Source organism: Glycomyces amatae (genome assembly GCF_020991375.1).
Taxonomy (GTDB): domain Bacteria; phylum Actinomycetota; class Actinomycetes; order Mycobacteriales; family Micromonosporaceae; genus Glycomyces; species Glycomyces amatae.
Window position 1 is genome coordinate 304,756 of the sequence record NZ_JAJLQZ010000002.1, and the last position, 18,004, is coordinate 322,759.

Below are 18,004 nucleotides of genomic sequence, written 5' to 3' on the forward strand. Positions count from 1 at the left end.
GGTTCAAAGTCCTTGGCGCGCAAGGCGATAGCGGTCGGCGGGGCTCGACCGGCGGGCCGGGCCCCGCCGTTCACACCGCACGGGTCTCGTCCGGGCCGTCTCCGGCGCCGGTCTCGGCGGCGGCCGGGGCCGCCTCAGGAGCCGCCTCAGCGGTCGCGGCGGACTCGAGGAGCCCGGAGGCGGGCGCCTCGGCCGCCGCCGCGGCGTCCTCCGCGACGCGGTTGCGCTGCCAGCGCTTGGCGAACCAGCCGAGGACGACGCCGACGGCCAGGACCGTGACGACCGAGCCGATCATCGACTCCCAGCCCGGGCCCGCGATCCACACGATGAGCAGCCCGAGCCCGACCGTGTACACCGCCCACAGCGCCCCGCCGAGGGCGGCCATGCGCGCGTAGGGGGCGCGGGTCGCCCCGGCGGCGATCCACGCGAGCGTGGTGCGCCCGGCGGGCAGGAACCGCGCCACCATGGTCGTCCGGTAGGGGTGGTCGACGATGGTGCGCTGGAGCAGGCCCTCGAGTTTGACCACGGTGCGCCGCACCACGCGGTCGGCGGGCCCGGCGACCGCGCGCGGGGCCCGGCGGCGCAGTCCGGCGCGGATCGCGCGGAAGACCCGGTAGCCGAGGAACTCGCCGAGCCACGAGGAGCCGGCCGCGCCGACGAGCAGCACGCCGACCAGGAGGGGGTTGCCGAACACGAGCCCGACCATCGCGGTCACCAGCGTCGCGCTCGGCAGCATCGGGAGGTAGAAGTCGGCCAACACCATGCCGATGAGGATGAGCATCGCCCAGAAGAAGACCATGGGGTCCCCCGTTCGCCGAACCCTCGGGGACCCGGGCCGGGGGTGGGCCCGGGTCCCTGGGGGCTTCGGCTACTTGGACGCTCCGACGAGCTCGCGCTCGTCCTCGGGGGCGTCCTGGGCGAGGTGCTTCTGGAGCTTCTCCCCCTCGACGTCGACGTTCGGCAGGATCCGGTCGAGCCACTTGGGGAGCCACCAGGCGGCGCGGCCCAGGAGGGCCATGACCGCCGGGATGATCGCCATGCGCACGACGAAGGCGTCGAAGATGACGGCCGCGGCCAGCGCGAAGCCCATCGAGGCGATGAGCGACTCGGAGCTGAAGATGAACGCGGCGAACACGCTGATCATGATGAGCGCGGCGGCGACCACGACGCGGGAGGAGTGGCCGTAGCCCTCGGCGATCGCGGTCTTCGGGTCGGCGCCGTGCACGTAGGCCTCGCGGACGCGGGTGACCAGGAAGATCTGGTAGTCCATCGCGAGGCCGAACACGAGCCCGATCATGAGGATCGGCATCATCGACATGATCGGCCCGGGCTGGTCGACGTTGAACAGCTCGGAGGCCCAGCCCCACTGGAAGACCGCCACGAGCGCGCCGAGCGCGGCGAACACGCTGAGCATGAACCCGAGGGTCGCCGTCAGCGGCACCAGGATCGAGCGGAACACCAGCAGCAGGATCAGCGCGGCGAGGCCGACGACGATGAGCATGTACGGCAGCAGCGCGTCGTTGAGGTTGTCGGAGATGTCGATGTTCAGCGCGGTCGCGCCGGTGACGGCCCAGTCGGCGCCGGTGTCGTCGGCGAGGACGTCGCGGATGTCGTGGACGAGCTGGTTGGTGGCCTCGTCGGCGGGCGCGGTCTCGGGGATCACCGTGACCATGAGCGTGTCGCCGGCCTCGTTCGGGAGGGCCTGGCCGACCACGGCGATGCCGTCGAGCGCGTTGAGGTCGTCGGTGACCTGCTGGGCGGCGGCGACCGGGTCGGCGCCCTCGTCGAGGTCGCCGACGATCATGAGCTGGCCGTTGAAGCCCGCGCCGAAGCCCTCGGAGATGAGGTCGTAGGCCTGGCGCTGGCTCGACTCCTCGGACATGGACCCGCCGTCGGGCAGGCCCAGTTCGAGGTCGGTGGCCGGGTAGGCGAGCACGCCCAGGCCCACGACGCCGACCAGGGCGACCAGGATCGGGTGGCGGGAGACGAACGCGCCCCAGCGCTTGCCGCCGTTGGGCTTGGAGTCGTGGCCGCCCGCGGCGATGCGGCGGCGCTGGCGGCCGGTGAAGATCCGCTTCCCGGCGAAGCCGGCGAACGCCGGGAGCAGGGTCACGGCGATGAGGACCGCGATGAGGACGGTGACGGCGGCGGCCGCGGCCATCTCGGTGAGGAACGGGATGTTGACGACCGCCAGGCCCAGGAGGGCGACGATGACGGTGAGGCCGGCGAAGAACACGGCGGAGCCGGCGGTGCCGACGGCGCGGCCCATGGCCTCGGCGCGGGCCTGCCGGTCCTCGACGCGGCCGTCGGCGGCGAGCTCGTTGCGGTAGCGCGAGAGGATGAACAGCGCGTAGTCGATGCCGACGGCGAGGCCGATCATCGAGGCGAGGATGCCGGTGGAGTCGCTGACGTTCATGAACGAGGTGGCGGCGGTGATGCCGAGGGTCGTGAGCATGACGCCCAGGACCGCGGTGATGATCGGCAGTCCGGCGGCCAGGAGCGCGCCGAAGGTGATGATGAGGACGACGAGGGCGACGCCGATGCCGATGAGCTCGGTGGCGCCGGTGTGCGGGATCTCCTGGAGCACGTCGCCGCTGACCTCGACGCGGACGCCCTGGTCCTCGGTGTCGGCGATGGCGTCCTCGAGGTAGGCGACCGTGTCGTCGTCGAGCTCCATGCCGGGCTCGGTGTAGGTCACCTGCATGACGCCGATGGTCTGGTCCTCGGCGGAGAGCATCCCGATGGGGTTGCCCGCCTCGTCGGTCGCGAGGGGGCTGGTGACGCCCGCGATCTGCGGGGAGTCGGCCATGACGGCGGTGAGGCCGTCGATCACGGCGGCGTTGGCCTCGCTGGTGAGCGGTTCGCCGTTGGTCGACTCGAAGACGATCTGGGCGGTGCCGCCGTCGGCGTTCATCTGCGGGAAGCGGTCCTCGAGGAGGTCGAAGGCCTCCTGCGATTCGGTGCCGGGGAGGACGAATTCGGGGTTCGTCTCCTGCTGGAGGGCGGTGGCTGCGGCGCCGACGCCGCCGATGACGAGGATCCACACGGCGAGGACGAGCCATCGCAGGCGGTAGGACCCTCTGCCGAGACGGTAGAGGAAGGTGGCCAAGGTCGGGTGCTCCAATCGGATGATTGGCCGGTCCCGCCCGCCTGCGCAGGGGCGCAGTGGGTGTGCGGCGGGACCGGTCGGGTGGTGTTCGCCGTCGGCGTTGACGGCGCTGGGTTTCCTGGTGCGTCTGTTCAGTTGTGCGCTAGGGGGTCAGGCGCCGGGCGCGGGCGGCCGGGTGACGCCGCGTTCGAAGACGGCGAAGCCCTCGGTGATGACCTCGGCGAGAGTCCGGCCTTCGGGGTCGGCGAGCCAGTGCTCGGTGCAGGTCTTGATGGTGACCAGCGCGCCGCCGAGGAGCAGGCGCGGGTACAGGTCGTCGGGGCCGCAGCCGGTGGCTTCGGCGACGATGTCGATCGCCTCGGCGAACAGCTCCAGGAACTGGCCCGACTGCTCCTTGATGAGCGCGGGCGAGGTGTGGACGAGCTCTTCGCGGCAGCGCATGAGGTCGATGTCGAGGCGGTCGAGGTTCATGCCGATGGCGCCGTCGCGGAGGGCGTCCCAGATCGGCTGGTGCCGGGCGCGCTCGCGGAGGTCGGCGACCAGGACGGCGGTGGTCTGGTGGAAGTCGTAGAGGAGCGCGGCTTCCTTGGAGGGGAAGTAGTTGTGGAAGGTGCGGGTCGAGACGCCGGCCCGGGCGGCGATCTCGTCGGCGGTGACCGCCTCGATCCCGCCCTTCTCGACCGCCAGGCGCAGCGCGGCCTCGCCGAGGGCCGCCTTGGTGGCGGCCTTCTTGCGTTCGCGGAGCCCGGTCGGTTCGGCCATACCGGCAACCCTAGACGGGGTTGCCGGTGTTCACAACATGCCGGGAAAGAAATTTTGCAGACTGTGCAGTTTTCAGGAGAGGGGTGCCACGCAAGTGACGCCGGGCACGGACCACTCCGTCACCGGTTCGGCCTCCCCGGTCGGGTCGACGCGGGTGACCGCCCCGGTGTGCTGGCAGGCCACGAGCAGGGTGCCGTCGCCGGTGAGCACCGCGTCGCGCGGCCAGGCGGCGCCGACCGGGACCGAGCGCACGAGCGAGCCGTCGACCGGGTCGACCGCGACGAGCTGGTCGCTGCCGCGGACGGTGATGTACACCAGGCCCCGCTCGGGGTCGGGGACGACGGCGGCCGGGGCCGGACGCGGCGCGTCCTCCTCCAGGCCGATGTCGGGCATCTCGGCGTAGTCGGCGACCCCGTCGCCGGGCAGGGGCACGGCGGGCCCGAACGAGAACGTCGCCGAGCGCTCGTCGAAGGAGCCCACGGCCACGGCGTTCGCCAGCTCCCCCGCGACGGTCGCGCGGTCCCCCACGAAGGCGAGGTGGCGCGGGCCGAAGCCGGGCTCGAGCGCGGTGGTCGCGGCCGGGGTGAGCGCGCCGTCCTCGCCGAGGTCGAAGGCGTGGATGCGGTCGCTGCCGAGGTCGACGACCAGGACGCGCCCCTGGCGGCACACCACCTGGTGCGCGTGCGGACCGGACTGGCGGTCGGGGTCGGGGCCGGAGCCTGAGAGTTCGAACACATGGGCGGCGGGGCCGAGCCGGCCGTCCTCGCCGATCGGCAGCACCGCGACGGACGCGCCGGCGCCGTCGGGGGCGCCGTAGTTGGCGACCAGCAGCCAGCGCCCGCTCGGGTCGACCGTGGCGTGGCAGGGGTTGTTCCCGCCGGTGGACTGGCCCTGGCCGACGCGCTCGAGCGCGAAGTCCTCGCCCAGGCGCCAGGCCCCGGCGAAGCCCGGCTCGGTCTCGGTGAGGGTGTAGACCGCTTCGGGCCCGACGTGGACCCACGAGGGGTTGACCACGGCCGCCGCGTCGCCGAGCCCGTCGGGGCCGGCCACGACCAGACCGGGGCCGCCTTCAGTCGTGTAGTCGCCAAGGAGGTACCGCATGGGCTGAATCCTAGATGAGCGGTCGCCGGTTGCGGAGGTCCGCAGTGCCGGAGGATGTTTTTCCGCTCCCGCGGCGGCCGGACGCCCGCCCGCCGAGAGCGGTGAGCGGAGGCCCGGCGGCGAAGGGGGCGGGAGAAGGACCGGGCGATGCTCCGGCGCGACCGGCGGCCGCCCGCGAGGCGGACGATGCGCCGTCGGGCTCCTACACTGGAGCGCATGGGTGCGAATGGCATGAGCGAGGAACAGTGGCGCGAGAAGCTCACCCGCGACGAGTACCGGGTGCTGCGCGAGGGCGGCACGGAGGCGCCGTGGACGGGCGAGTACGTCGATGAGAAGCGCCGGGGCGTGTACCGGTGCCGGGCCTGCGGGTCCGAGCTGTTCGCCTCGGACGCCAAGTTCGACTCGCGCTGCGGATGGCCCTCGTTCTGGACGCCGATGGCCGGCGACCGGGTGCGGCTGCTGGAGGACGACAGCCTCGGCATGCGCCGCACCGAGGTGCGCTGCGCGAACTGCGACTCCCACCTGGGGCACGTGTTCTACGGCGAGGGCTGGGACAACCCCGAGGACGCCCGCTTCTGCATCAACTCGATCAGCATGACCCTGGAGCCCGCGAGCGGCGACGCCGGATAGCGGAGGGCAGGGCGGTGCACCGCCGCGACGCATGCACACGCCCGGACGCGCGCGCCGCCCGGACGCGCGCGGGTCGGTTCGCGGTTCCCTACTAAGCTCGTCCTCGACCCTTCCCCCGAGAACGAAGAGAGGCCGAGGGTGGAACCCGGGAACCTGATCGCTGGCCGATACCGCCTTGAGCAGCGACTCGCCGCCGGCGGCATGGGCGAGGTGTGGCGCGGCACCGACACCCGGCTCAACCGCGTCGTCGCCGTGAAACTCCTCCACTCCGGACTGTCCGGGAACGACCGGTTCCGGGCGCGGTTCCACCAGGAGGCCCAGGCGGTGGCCCAGCTCCAGTCGCCGGGGATCGTCGGCCTCTACGACTACGGCGAGGAGCACGCCCCCGAGGGGCTCGTCTCCTACCTGATCATGGAGCTCGTGCGCGGGCAGGCGCTCGACAACCTGCTGCGCCAGCGCGGCCGCCTGTCCCCCACCGAGACGCTGAAGATCATGGCGGCCTCCGCCGAGGCGCTCGAGGTCGCCCACCAGGCCCACATCATCCACCGCGACATCAAGCCCGGGAACCTGCTCGTCGACCCCGAGGGCAACGTCAAGATCGTCGACTTCGGCATCGCCGCGGCCAAGGGCGGCGCCGGGCTGACCGAGACCGGCACCGTCATGGGCACGCTCGCCTACGCCTCGCCCGAGCAGCTCCAGGGCTCGCAGCTGACCGGCGCGACCGACCTGTACTCGCTGGGCATCGTGGGCTACGAGTGCCTCGCGGGCAGGCCCCCGTACGCCGGGAACGAGCCGACCGCGGCGATCGCCGGGCACCTCACCGGGCAGCCCGCGCCGCTCCCGCCCGACGTCCCGGCGCCGGTCGCGCAGATCATCATGCGCTGCCTGGCGAAGGACCCGCGGCAGCGGTTCGCGTCGGCGGCCGAGCTGGCGCGGGTGTGCCGCGCGGGCGGCATGGGCGGCGGGACGACGGCGATCCTCTCGCCCACGTCGCCGCCGCAGTCGCCCCAGTCGACACGGGTGATGGCGCCGGGCGCGGGCGCGGCGATGGCCGCCGGGAGCGTGGCCGCGCACACCTCGCCGATGCAGCAGCAGGACGGGTACGGGGCCGCGACGGGCCAGTACGGCGCCGGCGCGGGCACCGGCCAGTACGGCGCGACCGCGGGCGCGGGCACCGGGCAGTACCGGACGGGCGGGGCCGCGGAGCGGCCGCTGCCGCCCCCGCGCGAGGCCGAGGAGCCCAGGCGGAACCCGACCGGCCCGATCCTGGTGGTCCTGGCGGGCATGGCCGTGCTGCTCGTCGTGCTGTTCATGCTGCAGCCGTGGAAGGACGACGACAAGGACAAGGAGGTCGCCGGAGACGGCGGCACGTCGGCCGACCAGGTGGTGGAGGAGAACACCACCGAGGACACGGGCGGCGAGGAGGAGAACACCGATGACGGGGGCGAGGAAGAGGACTCCGACGGCGGCGACGAGGGCGGCTCGAACGGGAACAACGGCGAGGACAGCGAGGAGACCACCCACGAGGAGGTCCTGAACATCCCCGACGTGACCGGCGACTCGGTCTTCGACGCCATGGAAGAGCTCGAAGACGAGGGCTTCACCAATGTGAGCACCGAGGTCGCGGCCGAGGAAGCGCCCGAAGGGGAGGACCCCTGCACGGTCGGATCCCAGACCCCGCAAGGCGACACGGGCGCGCCCTACTACGCGGACGAGTCGATCACCCTGTCCTTCTGGGACGACGGCTCGGGCTGCGGCCTCTAGCAGGCGCTCAGCCCCTAGCGGCCGTTGTCCGGCCCCCATCGGCGCCCGGACCGGACGCCGCCGCGCGGCGAGCCGGCCGCCGGACCGCTCGCCGCGTTGCCGGCGCTCCGGATACGGCACCGGCATCCAACGCCTCGCGACCGGGCCGGCGAGCCGGACACCGGCTCGCCGGGGGCACCGCAACCCACTAGGCCGCACCGAGCGCGATACGGCCCGCAGGCCGCGGCCGCACCGGCGATGACGTAGACGCGGGGCGTACCGGCATGCATATGCCGGTACGCCCCGCGCCGTGCAAGCGCGGCGAAGCAGGCCGCCGCGCGACCGCAGGCGAGCAGCACCGCCGACTCGCGCCCCGGCGCCACCGGGTTGTCGCACCCTTCGGGCATCGTTGATTCGGGGGACCCTGCGAATGTCCATTTCGCCAGGAACCTCCGTTCACGTTTCACCACGCCGCGTCCGGCCCGCGCCGCTGTCACACCCGCCGGGCACTGTTGATCCGGGGGACGCTCCGCACGCCCGATTTGTCGCGAACCGCCGTTCATCTTTTCCACCCCGCCCCCACTCCCCCGCGCCCGCCCGCGCCCTTCCGGCTCGGCGAGAATGGTCCCCATGCCGCAACCGCCCGCGCTGCCCGCACTGCCCATCCGCACCGCCCTCCCCGAGCTGCTCGACGCCGTCGACCGCACCGGGACCGCCGTGCTCGCCGCGCCGCCGGGCACCGGCAAGACCACCCTCGCCCCGCTCGCCCTCGCCGGACTCATCGACACCGGCGCCGCCGCGGCCCCGCCGCGCCGGGTCCTCGTGGCCGAGCCCCGCCGCCTCGCCACCCGCGCCGCCGCCGCCCGCATGGCCGCGATCCTGGGCGAAAAGCCCGGCGAGCGCGTCGGCTACCAGATCCGCGGCGAGTCCCGCCGCTCCGCCGCCACCCGCGTCGAGGTCGTGACCACCGGCGTCCTCCTCAACCGGCTCCTCGCCGACCCCGAGCTCCCCGGCGTCGACCTGGTGGTCCTCGACGAGTGCCACGAACGCCACCTCGAGACCGACACCGCCCTCGCCTTCCTCGCCGAGACCCGCCAGGTCCTGCGCCCCGACCTCGCGATCGTCGCCGCCTCCGCCACCGCCGACATCGGCCTGTGGACCGCGCTCCTGGGCACCGACCGGCCCGCGCCCGCCGTCACCTCCGAGCCCATGCGCCATCCCGTCGCGATGCACTGGGCCCCACCGCGAGAGCGCATCGCCGCACCCGACGGCATGAGGGTCGACCACCGGTTCCTGGCGCACGTGGCGCACGTCGTCGAACGGGCCCTCGCCGAGGACGAGGGCGACGTCCTGGTCTTCCTCCCCGGCGCGGGCGAGATCCGCCGCGTCGCCGAGCGGCTGGCCCACCTCAAGACCGAGAACATCGGTGTCGATATATATCAGTTGCACGGATCGGTGTCGTCGGCCGAGCAGGACCGCGCCCTCGCCGTCGGCGGGCGGCGCCGGATCGTCCTGACCACCGACATCGCCGAGTCGAGCCTCACCGTGCCCGGCGTGCGGATCGTGGTCGACGCCGGGCTCGCCCGCCGCCCCCTCGTCGACCACGCCCGCGGACTCCCCGGCCTGACCACGACGCCCGCCTCCCGCGCCGCCGCCGACCAGCGCGCCGGACGCGCCGGGCGCGAGGGCCCCGGCGCGGTCTGGCGCTGCTGGGGCGAGGCCGAGCACGCCCGCCGCCCCGCCCAGCCCGCGCCCGACATCGCCTGCTCCGACCTGACCGCCTTCCGGCTCCAGGCCGCCTGCTGGGGCACCCCCGTCGAGGACCTGGTGCTCCCGGGCCGCCCGCCCGCGGGCGCGGTCGAGGCCGCCGAGGCGACCCTCCGCTCGCTCGGCGCGATCGACGCGGAGGGCGCCGCGACGCCCCGCGGCCGGACCCTGGCAACCGTGGGGCTCCACCCGCGGCTGGCGCGGGCGCTCCTGGACGGGGCCGAGCGCGTCGGCTCGGCCAAGGCCGCCGAGGTCGCCGCGCTCCTGGGCCTGGACGGGCGCGGCCGCGGGGACGACCTCCTCGCCGAGTGGCGCCGCCTGCGCCAGACCCGCGACCGCCAGTGGGAGCGCGAGGTCAAGCGGCTCGGACGCAGTGTGCCGCAGCGGGACCGGCAGGTGGGCGACGACGAGGCCGCCGCGGTGGTCGTCGCCCTGGCCTTCCCTGAGCGGGTCGCCCGGCGCAGCGGGGCACAGTGGCTCACGGTCGCCGGGACCGGCGCCGTCGCCGCCGAGGGCTCCGCGCTCGGCGGCAGCGAGTGGATCGCGATCGCCGACGCCGACCGCTCCCCCGGGCGGGCCGCCGCCGTCGTCCGCGCGGGCGTGCCCATCGACGGCGAGCTGGCCTGCGAGCTCGTGGGCGACGCGCGCGCCGAGCGCGTCGAGTGGGACGCCGAGCGGCGGGACGTGAGCGCGCGGGAGGTGCGCTCGCTGGGCGCGATCGAGGTGTCGTCCAAGCCGCTGCGCGACAAGGCCGACCCCGCGCTCGTGGCGGCGGCGCTCGCCGAGGGGCTGCGGCGCGAGGGCCTGGGCCTGCTGTCGTGGTCCCCGGAGTCGCGGCGGCTGCGCGAGCGCATGGCGTTCTGCCGCAGGAGCATCGGCGAACCGTGGGCCGACGTGTCCGACGCGGCGCTGACGGCGGGCACCGACTGGCTGGAGCCGTGGTGGTCCCGGGCCCGGAGGCGGTCCGATGTGGAGCGGATTCCGGTGGGGCAGGCGCTGCGGAACCTCCTGCCGTGGCAGGCGGGGATCGACGAGACCGCGCCGGAGGCGCTGGCCGTGCCGAGCGGCCGGTCGGTCCGCGTGGACTACTCCGGCGAGGTCCCGGTCCTGGCCGTCAAGCTCCAGGAGATGTTCGGGGCCGCGGGCGGCCCGCGGATCGCCGGCGAGCCGGTCCTGCTGCACCTGCTCAGCCCCGCCGGGCGCCCGCTGGCCGTGACCGCGGACCTGCGCTCGTTCTGGGAGGGCCCGTACCGGCAGGTGCGCGGGGAGATGCGGGGGCGCTACCCGCGGCACCCGTGGCCGGAGGACCCGTACACGGCCCTGCCGACGGCCCGGGCCAAGCGGCGGTCCTAGAGGCCGTCGAGCCATTCGGCGAGGGGCAGGAGCATGAAGGTGCCCCAGACGGCGGCGCCGATGGTGGCGAGGGTGAACAGGAAGATCCAGCCGCCGGCCGGCAGCGGCGTGATCCCGGCGAGCTGGTCGGCGTCCGACTGGCCCGAGCCCCTGCCGCCGCGGCGCCGCGAGCCGAGCTCCATCACCGGTTTGACGGCGCCGAGCAGGAGCAGCCAGGCGCCGAGGTAGCCGGCGACGGTCTGGACGATCGCGTTGCCGTACCAGGTGGCGGCGAAGACGCCCGCGCCGACCACGAGCAGGGCCAGGGCGCCGTACCAGTTGCGGATGAACACGAGCATGACGGCCAGGAGCACGAGGGTGATCCACAGCAGCAGGACGATCCGGCCCGCCCCGGTGAGGGCGGCGGCGACGAGGCCGAGCGCGGCCGGGGCGGTGTAGCCGGCGACGAGGGTCATGGCCGCGCCGAACCCGGTGGGCCTGCCGCGCGAGAAGGTCAGGCCGGAGGTGTCGGCGTGGAGGCGGATACCGGTGAGGCGGCGGCGCATGAGGACCGCCATGAGCGCGTGGCCGCCCTCGTGCGCGATGGTGACCAGGCCGCGGGTCCAGCGCCACGCCGGGGCGTACAGGACGGCGGCGGCCGCGGCGGCCAGGCAGGCGAGCACGACCCATACCGGCGGGGCGGCCTGCGTCTGGGCGAGGGTGTCGACGAGGGTCTCGATGGATTCCACTGGGCCTCTGCTATCGGGGTGAAACGGACGCGCGGTGAAGGATGATCGTAGCCGCGGCCGTATGGTAGAGGGGAAGAGGCACCTCCTCGTGGAAGGACCGCCCATGGGCACCGACGACCGCCACGATCCGCATCTGAGCTTCCTCGAGACGACCGACAGGCTCGTGGAGGAGCTGGCGATGCACAACCTCAAGGCGCGCGAGCGGCTGCGTGAGGGGATCGCGTGGCTGGAGGCGCGCCGGGACGGGGCGGACGCGACCGAGAACGCCGACATCGAGATCCTGCTGGCGCAGTGCCACGACGCGCTCAAGCGGATGGAGTCGCTGCGGGGCGCCTACCAGGACGTGCGGGCGATCAACGCGGCCGCGCACGCCGAGCACGTGGAGTGGCTGGAGAAGCGGATGCTCGGCGGCACCGAGTCGCCCGAGGAGCGGCGGGCCCGCCAGGTGCGGCTCGATCGGCTCCGCCAGGAGCGCCAGGCGCGCATGGGCGAGCTCCAGCGGCGCTCGCGGGAGGCGCAGCAGCCGCCGCAGGCCGAGGGCGAAGACGGCACGCGCTGATATTTCGCGCATACCGGGATGAGTGAGCGTTCACCTTGGGCCGCAAGGGCTCACAGGTCGCGGTCGGCGCTCCGGGCGATAACGGTTCGGCCACGGGGCATTGACATGTACTGATTCGTTCGGTAGGAATGGGTCTTGAGACAAATGAGAGAGCGCTCTCTCGTTACTGATCTGAGCGCAGATCAGCCGTGAGAGAGCGGTCTCTTGCCCACCCGGCAAAGGAGTCGTCATGACTGACGTTCAGACCTCCGACCGCACCCGACACCGATTCCGGCCCCCGCGCCGCCTCGTCCGCCTCGCCGCCGCCGCGACCGCGGGCATCGCGCTCATCGCCTCGGCCGGCCTCGCCATCACCAACGCCGCCGCCGCACCCGAGGACGTCTCGGCCGCCCAGGACTGGGACCTGGTCTGGTCCGACGAGTTCAACGGCTCGGCGGGCCAGCTCCCCTCGACGTCGAACTGGCAGTTCGACATCGGGCACGGCTACCCCGGCGGGCCCTCGAACTGGGGCACCGGCGAGATCGCCTACCACACCAACGACCCCGCGAACGTCTCCATGGACGGCTCGGGGAACCTCGAGATCACCGCCCTGCGCGACGGCAGCGGGAACTGGACCTCCGCGCGCATCGAGACCGTCCGGTCCGACTTCAAGGCCCCGACCGACGGCACGCTGCGCATCGAGGGCCGCCTCCAGCTCCCCCAGGTCACCGGGGACGCCGCGCTCGGCTACTGGCCCGCGTTCTGGGCCCTCGGCTCGCCGTTCCGCGGCGACTACTGGAACTGGCCGGGCATCGGCGAGTACGACGTCATGGAGAACGTGAACGGGCAGGGCACCGTGCACGGCGTGCTGCACTGCGGCGTCGCCCCCGGCGGCCCCTGCAACGAGTTCAACGGCCTCGGCGGCACCACCCAGTGCGGCGGCTCCTGCCACAACGGCTTCCACACCTACTCCTTCGAGTGGGACGAGTCGGGGTCCTCGGGCCAGCTGCGCTGGTACGCCGACGGGCAGCTGTTCCACACCGTGAACGAGAGCGCCCTGCCCGCCGACACGTGGACGCAGATGACCGAGCACGCCGGGTACTTCATCCTGCTGAACCTGGCGATGGGCGGGGCCTTCCCCGACGGGGTCGCCGGCCACGCGACGCCGACCTCGGCGACGCAGCCGGGCCACTCGATGCTCGTGGACTACGTGCGGGTGTACACCTCCGGCGGCTCGGGCGACCCGGACCCGGACCCGACCGACCCCACCGACCCGCCCGGTGACGGCTTCGACGCCTACGGCCCCATCCAGGTCGAGTCGTACACCGACCAGAGCGGCACCGGCACGGAGGCCACCTCGGACAGCGGCGGCGGCCAGAACGTCGCCTGGGTCGGCAACGGCGACTGGCTGCGCTTCGACGACGTCGACTTCGGCTCGCAGTCGCCGCTCGACTTCGTGGCCCGCGTGGCCTCGGGCGCGGGCGGCGGCGTCAGCGGCCTGGTCGAGGTGCGCATCGACAGCCGCACCTCCAGTCCGATCGGCAGCTTCGCGATCGCGAACACCGGCGGCTGGCAGAGCTGGAGGACCGTCCCCGCGAACGTCTCCCCGGTCACCGGCGTCCACGACGTCTACCTGACCTTCACCAGCGGGCAGCCGAACGACTTCGTCAACGTCAACTGGTTCCACTTCCGGCACTGATCCCGGCGCGGGCGGCATCCGCGCCGCCCGCGTCCACCCCTTTTTCCTCGGTCGAGAGAGCGCTCTCTCGACCGAGGTTCCCGGGCCGGCCGCGACCGGCGGCGGCCGGCCCGGGGCAGCGCCGCCGCACCGCCTCCCGGCGGCGCGGCGGATCCCTCATCCATCGCACTAGGAGCACACACTGATGACACGCAGACCGACCCGCGCCGCCATGGCGGTCGCCGCCGCCGCGGCCCTGGTCGCCGCCGGGACCGCCGCCTGCTCGGGCGGGGACGACGACGGGAAGATCACCCTGAGCGTCGGCCTGTTCGGCGACTTCGGCTTCGGCCCGCTCTACGAGGAGTACTCCGAACTCCACCCCGAGATCGAGTTCGAGGAGCGCATCGCCGAGTTCGCCGACCACCACACGAACCTGACCACGCACCTGGCGACCGGGTCGGGCGCGGCCGACATCGAGGCGGTCGAGGTCGGCTACATCTCGCAGTACACCGCGCAGCCCGACCGCTTCCACGACCTCCTGGACCTGGGCGCGGGCGACCTCGAGGGCCAGTGGCTGGACTGGAAGTGGCAGCAGGCGCTGTCGGCGGACGGGGAGTCGCTCATCGGCCTCGGCACCGACGTCGGCGGCATGGCCATGTGCTACCGCCGCGACCTGTTCGAGGCCGCCGGGCTGCCCGTGGAGCGCGACGAGGTCTCGGCGCTGTGGGCCGGGTCCTGGGACGACTACGTGGCCGTGGGCCACCAGTACTCGGAGGCCACCGGCGGCGACTACTTCTTCGAGTCCTCGGGGAACATGTTCCGCGCCATGGTCGAGCAGGCCGAGCAGGGCGTGTACGACCGGGAGGACAACCTCGTCGTCGAGTCCAACCCCGCGATCGGCGAGGCCTGGGACCTGACGGTGGAGGCGATCGAGGCGGGCATGTCGAACCGGCTCCAGGCCTGGACGCCGGAGTGGAACGCCGGGTTCAGCGAGGGCACGTTCGCGACCATCATCTGCCCCGCGTGGATGACCTCCTACATCGAGACGAACGCGCCCGACGCGGCCGGCCTGTGGGACATCGCGACGGTGCCCGGCGGGGCCGGGAACATGGGCGGCTCGCACCTGGTGCTGCCCGCGCAGGGCGAGCACGCCGAGGAGGCGTACGAGTTCCTGGAGTGGCTGACCGCGCCCGAGCAGCAGCTGAAGGTGTTCGAGTCGACCGGGAACTTCCCGTCCACGCCGGAGCTGTACGAGGACCCGGCGCTGACGGACATGAGCAAGGCGTACTTCAACGACGCGCCGGTGGGCCAGATCTTCACCGACGCCGCGCAGGCGGTCGAGCCGCAGTACCAGGGCCCCCTCCAGGGCGACGTCCTCGCCACGATCGGCCAGGGCCTGGGCCGGATCGAGGACGGCAGCCAGTCCGCCGAGGAGGCCTGGAGCCAGGTCGTCGGCGACCTCGAGTCGTTCTGACCCCTCCGGGGGCGGCCGGGGCCCGCTGCCCGGGCCCGGCCGCCCCGCCCGCGTCCCGCCCCTGCGAACCGTGAAAGCGATCCGACCGATGACCGTCACCGCCAAGGGGGCCGCCCGGCCCTCCCCCGCCGGTCTATGGCGCTACCGCCTCGACCTCAAAGCCTCCCCGTACCTGTACATCGCCCCGTTCTTCGCGCTGTTCGCCGTGTTCGGGCTCTTCCCCCTCGCGTTCACCGCGTGGGTGTCCACGCACGAGTGGAGCCTGCTGTCCGACGAGCACGTGTTCGTCGGCCTCGGGAACTACCAGGCGCTCCTGACCGACCCGTACTTCTGGAACGCGCTGGCCAACACGATCTCGATCCTGCTGCTGGCGACCGTGCCGCAGCTGTTCGCGGCGCTGCTGCTGGCGCACCTGCTGACGATGCGGCTGCGCGGCCAGACGTTCTGGCGCATGGGGATGCTCCTGCCGAACGTGGCCTCCGTGGTGGCCGTGGCGGTCATCTTCAGCCAGCTGTTCGGCCGCGACTTCGGGCTCGTCAACTGGGTCCTGGAGTCGCTGGGGGCCGGCCGGATCGACTGGCAGGCCGGGACCGCCAGCTCGCACATCGCCATCGCGGTCATGGTGGCGTGGAAGTGGACCGGGTACAACGCGCTGATCTACCTGGCGGCCATGCAGGCGGTGCCGAAGGAGGTGTACGAGGCCGCGCACCTGGACGGGGCCTCGCGGCTCCAGCAGCTGTTCCAGGTGACGGTGCCGATGATCCGGCCGACGGTCGTGTTCACCGTGATCGTCTCGACCATCTACGGCCTCCAGATCTTCGCCGAGCCGCAGCTGTTCGCCGGCGGCGGGGCGAACGGCGTCACCGGCGGGGCGTCCCGGCAGTTCCAGACCCTGACGCTCTACCTGTACGAGCACGGCTTCAACCGCGGCTTCCAGTTCGGGTACGCCTCGGCGGTGGCCTGGACGATGTTCGCCGTGATCGTCCTCGTCGCCCTCCTCAACTACGTGTTCATCCGCCGCATCAGGAGCGCCTCATGACCAGCCCCGACCTCGACCTCGATCCCGCCCCCGCCGGCGCCGGGCCCGGCGCGGCCGCGGACTCCCGCCGGCCGGACCGCAGTGCCTTGCCGGGCCGGTCCGGCCGGCGGGCCCGGGCCCGGATGCGGCTGCTGCGCGAGCGGCCCGGGCGCCTGGCCTACCTGACGCTCGTCGCCGTCCTGTTCTTCTCGGGGTTCCCGCTGTACTACAGCGTGGTGGTCGCCTCGCGGGACAACTCGGCGCTCGCGTCGGTCCCGCCGCCGGTCCTGCCGGGCGCGAACCTGGTGGAGAACGTGGAGCGGGTCTTCGCGACGGTGCCGTTCGGGACGGCCCTGGTGAACTCGGTCCTGGTGTCGGCCGCGGTGACCGCCTCGGTGGTGTTCTTCTCGACGCTGGCGGGCTTCGCGTTCGCGAAGCTCAGCTTCAAGGGCGCCAAGGGGCTCCTGGTGGCGGTCGTGGCGACCATGATGGTGCCGGTGCAGCTGGGGGTGATCCCGCTGTACATGCTCATGATCGAGCTGGAGTGGACGGACACGCTGTGGGCGGTGATCGCGCCGGGCCTGGTGAACGCGTTCGGGGTGTTCTTCATGACCCAGTACCTGCGCGGGTCGCTGCCGGGCTCGCTCATCGAGTCGGCCCGGGTCGACGGCGCCTCGACGTTCCGGATCTTCTGGCAGATCGTCATGCCCGCCGCGCGGCCCGCGGCCGTGGTGCTGGGGGTGCTGACGTTCCTGACCGCGTGGAACGACTACTTCTGGCCGCTCATCGTCCTCTCCAGCCCCGACCGGTACACGGTGCAGGTGGCGCTGTCCTCGCTCAGCGGCGGGTACGTCACCGACCAGTCGTTGGTGCTGACCGGGACGATGCTGGCTACGCTTCCTCTGCTGGCGGTGTTCGCGCTCTTGGGCAAGTACATGATCAGCGGGATCATGCAGGGCGCGGTCAAGGGCTGAGAAGACGGAGGCGGACGAGATGCGTCGAGCGGTTGCGGGACCGGGCGGGACGGTGCGGGGGCCCCGCCAGGGCCGGCCGACCCTGGAGGAGGTCGCCGAGCGGGCCGGCGTGTCCCGGGCGACGGTGTCGCGCGTGGTGAACGGCCAGACCACGGTGGCCGAGGAGCTGCGGGAGGCGGTCGAGGCGGCGGCGGCCGAGCTGGGCTACGTGCCGCACGCCGCGGCCCGGTCGCTGGTGACGCACCGGACCGACTCGGTGGCGCTCATCCTGCCCGAGTCGCCCAACCGGGTCTTCTCGGACGACCAGTTCTTCCCCAGCGTCATCCGCGGGGTCGCGGGCGAGCTCGACGCGGCCGGGAAGCTCCTGGTGCTGCTGACGACCGGCTCGGCCGAGGCGCGGTCGCGGGCCGAGCGGTACGCCGTGGGCGGGCACGTCGACGGGGTCATGTTCGCCTCGCTCCACGACGCGGACCTGCTGCCGGAGCTGATGCTGCGGCGCGGGGTGCCGGTGGTGTGCAACGGGCTGCCGCAGTTGAACGCGCCGTGCATCGACGTCGACCACCTCGGCGGGGTGCGGGCCGCGGTCGACCATCTGATCATGCGGGGCCGCAGGCGGATCGCCACGATCGCGGGCCCGCAGGACATGGTGGCGGGGCGGGAGCGCCTGGACGGGTACCGGGAGGCGCTGGCGGCGGTCGACCGGCGCGCGATCGTCGCCGTCGGGGACTTCACCGCCGAGTCGGGGCAGGCGGCGATGCGCCAGCTCCTGGCCGACGAGCCGGACCTGGACGCGGTGTTCGTGGCCTCGGACCTCATGGCGCACGGGGCGCTCCAGGCGCTGCGGGAGGCCGGGCGGCGCGTCCCCGAGGACGTGGCCGTGGTCGGGTTCGACGACATCGCCCTGGCCCTGTTCTGCGACCCGCCGCTGACGACGGTGCGCCAGCCGATCGCGGAGATAGGCCGCAGCATGGCCCGCGCCATGCTGCGGCTGCTGGAGGGCCATGAGGTGGAACCGCTGACGATCCTCCCCACGGAGCTGGTGGTGCGCGAGTCCGCGTAGGCGGCGAACCGGCCCTCTCGCGAGGACCGGTTCGCCGGATGCCGGGCGGACCCGTGCCTGGTGGAGGCC

The 18,004-nt window shown here is 73.3% G+C and carries 14 protein-coding genes; 9 read left to right on the plus strand and 5 right to left on the minus strand.

The annotated features are described in order from the left end of the window. Positions 1-70 precede the first annotated feature (70 nt). The 4 genes from LO763_RS04310 to LO763_RS04325 all read right to left on the minus strand — a co-directional run bounded on the left by LO763_RS04310 (position 71) and on the right by LO763_RS04325 (position 4,972). Complete coding sequence (locus LO763_RS04310) at positions 71-799, minus strand: DedA family protein (protein ID WP_230600713.1); 729 nt, start codon at positions 797-799, stop codon at positions 71-73. Between the two features lie 69 nt (positions 800-868). Further along, positions 869-3,109: an MMPL family transporter gene (locus LO763_RS04315; protein ID WP_230600714.1), complete on the minus strand. Its 2,241-nt coding sequence runs from the start codon at positions 3,107-3,109 to the stop codon at positions 869-871. 150 nt (positions 3,110-3,259) lie between these two features. Further along, complete coding sequence (locus LO763_RS04320) at positions 3,260-3,871, minus strand: acyl-CoA-like ligand-binding transcription factor (RefSeq protein WP_230600715.1); 612 nt, start codon at positions 3,869-3,871, stop codon at positions 3,260-3,262. A gap of 72 nt (positions 3,872-3,943) precedes the next feature. Continuing rightward, entirely contained in the window at positions 3,944-4,972 is a 1,029-nt protein-coding gene (locus LO763_RS04325) for a lactonase family protein (RefSeq protein ID WP_230600716.1), read from the minus strand. 216 nt (positions 4,973-5,188) lie between these two features. Between LO763_RS04325 and msrB the strand changes: the two genes are divergently transcribed. From msrB to hrpB, 3 genes are all read left to right on the plus strand, one after another. Next, positions 5,189-5,602: a peptide-methionine (R)-S-oxide reductase MsrB gene (msrB, locus tag LO763_RS04330; protein ID WP_230600717.1), complete on the plus strand. Its 414-nt coding sequence runs from the start codon at positions 5,189-5,191 to the stop codon at positions 5,600-5,602. A gap of 138 nt (positions 5,603-5,740) precedes the next feature. Continuing rightward, positions 5,741-7,366 carry a serine/threonine-protein kinase gene (locus LO763_RS04335; RefSeq protein ID WP_230600718.1) on the plus strand — a complete coding sequence of 542 codons (1,626 nt, stop codon included), beginning with the start codon at positions 5,741-5,743 and terminating at the stop codon, positions 7,364-7,366. Positions 7,367-7,975: 609 nt separating this feature from the next. Next, positions 7,976-10,465 carry an ATP-dependent helicase HrpB gene (gene hrpB, locus LO763_RS04340; protein WP_255671684.1) on the plus strand — a complete coding sequence of 830 codons (2,490 nt, stop codon included), beginning with the start codon at positions 7,976-7,978 and terminating at the stop codon, positions 10,463-10,465. Here hrpB and LO763_RS04345 read toward each other — a convergent pair. Next, positions 10,462-11,193 carry a M50 family metallopeptidase gene (locus LO763_RS04345; protein ID WP_369431908.1) on the minus strand — a complete coding sequence of 244 codons (732 nt, stop codon included), beginning with the start codon at positions 11,191-11,193 and terminating at the stop codon, positions 10,462-10,464. The genes hrpB and LO763_RS04345 overlap by 4 nt on opposite strands. Before the next feature lie 103 nt (positions 11,194-11,296). Here LO763_RS04345 and LO763_RS04350 point away from each other — a divergent pair, with 103 nt between their 5' ends. From LO763_RS04350 to LO763_RS04375, 6 genes are all read left to right on the plus strand, one after another. Continuing rightward, the gene (locus LO763_RS04350; RefSeq protein WP_230600720.1) at positions 11,297-11,752 is read left to right on the plus strand and encodes a hypothetical protein; all 456 of its coding nucleotides are present in this window, start codon (positions 11,297-11,299) and stop codon (positions 11,750-11,752) included. A 229-nt stretch (positions 11,753-11,981) separates the two neighbouring features. After that, positions 11,982-13,430 (plus strand): glycoside hydrolase family 16 protein, encoded by a 1,449-nt coding sequence (locus LO763_RS04355; RefSeq protein WP_230600721.1) that lies wholly within the window; start codon positions 11,982-11,984, stop codon positions 13,428-13,430. A gap of 184 nt (positions 13,431-13,614) precedes the next feature. Beyond that, a complete protein-coding gene (locus LO763_RS04360; protein ID WP_230600722.1) occupies positions 13,615-14,883 on the plus strand; it encodes an ABC transporter substrate-binding protein in 1,269 nt (422 codons plus the stop codon). An 88-nt stretch (positions 14,884-14,971) separates the two neighbouring features. Then, entirely contained in the window at positions 14,972-15,922 is a 951-nt protein-coding gene (locus LO763_RS04365; RefSeq protein ID WP_255671790.1) for a carbohydrate ABC transporter permease, read from the plus strand. Further along, the gene (locus LO763_RS04370) at positions 15,919-16,875 is read left to right on the plus strand and encodes a carbohydrate ABC transporter permease (RefSeq protein WP_230600724.1); all 957 of its coding nucleotides are present in this window, start codon (positions 15,919-15,921) and stop codon (positions 16,873-16,875) included. The genes LO763_RS04365 and LO763_RS04370 overlap by 4 nt, the downstream gene beginning before the upstream one ends. Positions 16,876-16,894: 19 nt before the next feature. Further along, positions 16,895-17,935 (plus strand): LacI family DNA-binding transcriptional regulator, encoded by a 1,041-nt coding sequence (locus LO763_RS04375; protein WP_230600725.1) that lies wholly within the window; start codon positions 16,895-16,897, stop codon positions 17,933-17,935. Positions 17,936-18,004: the final 69 nt, after the last annotated feature.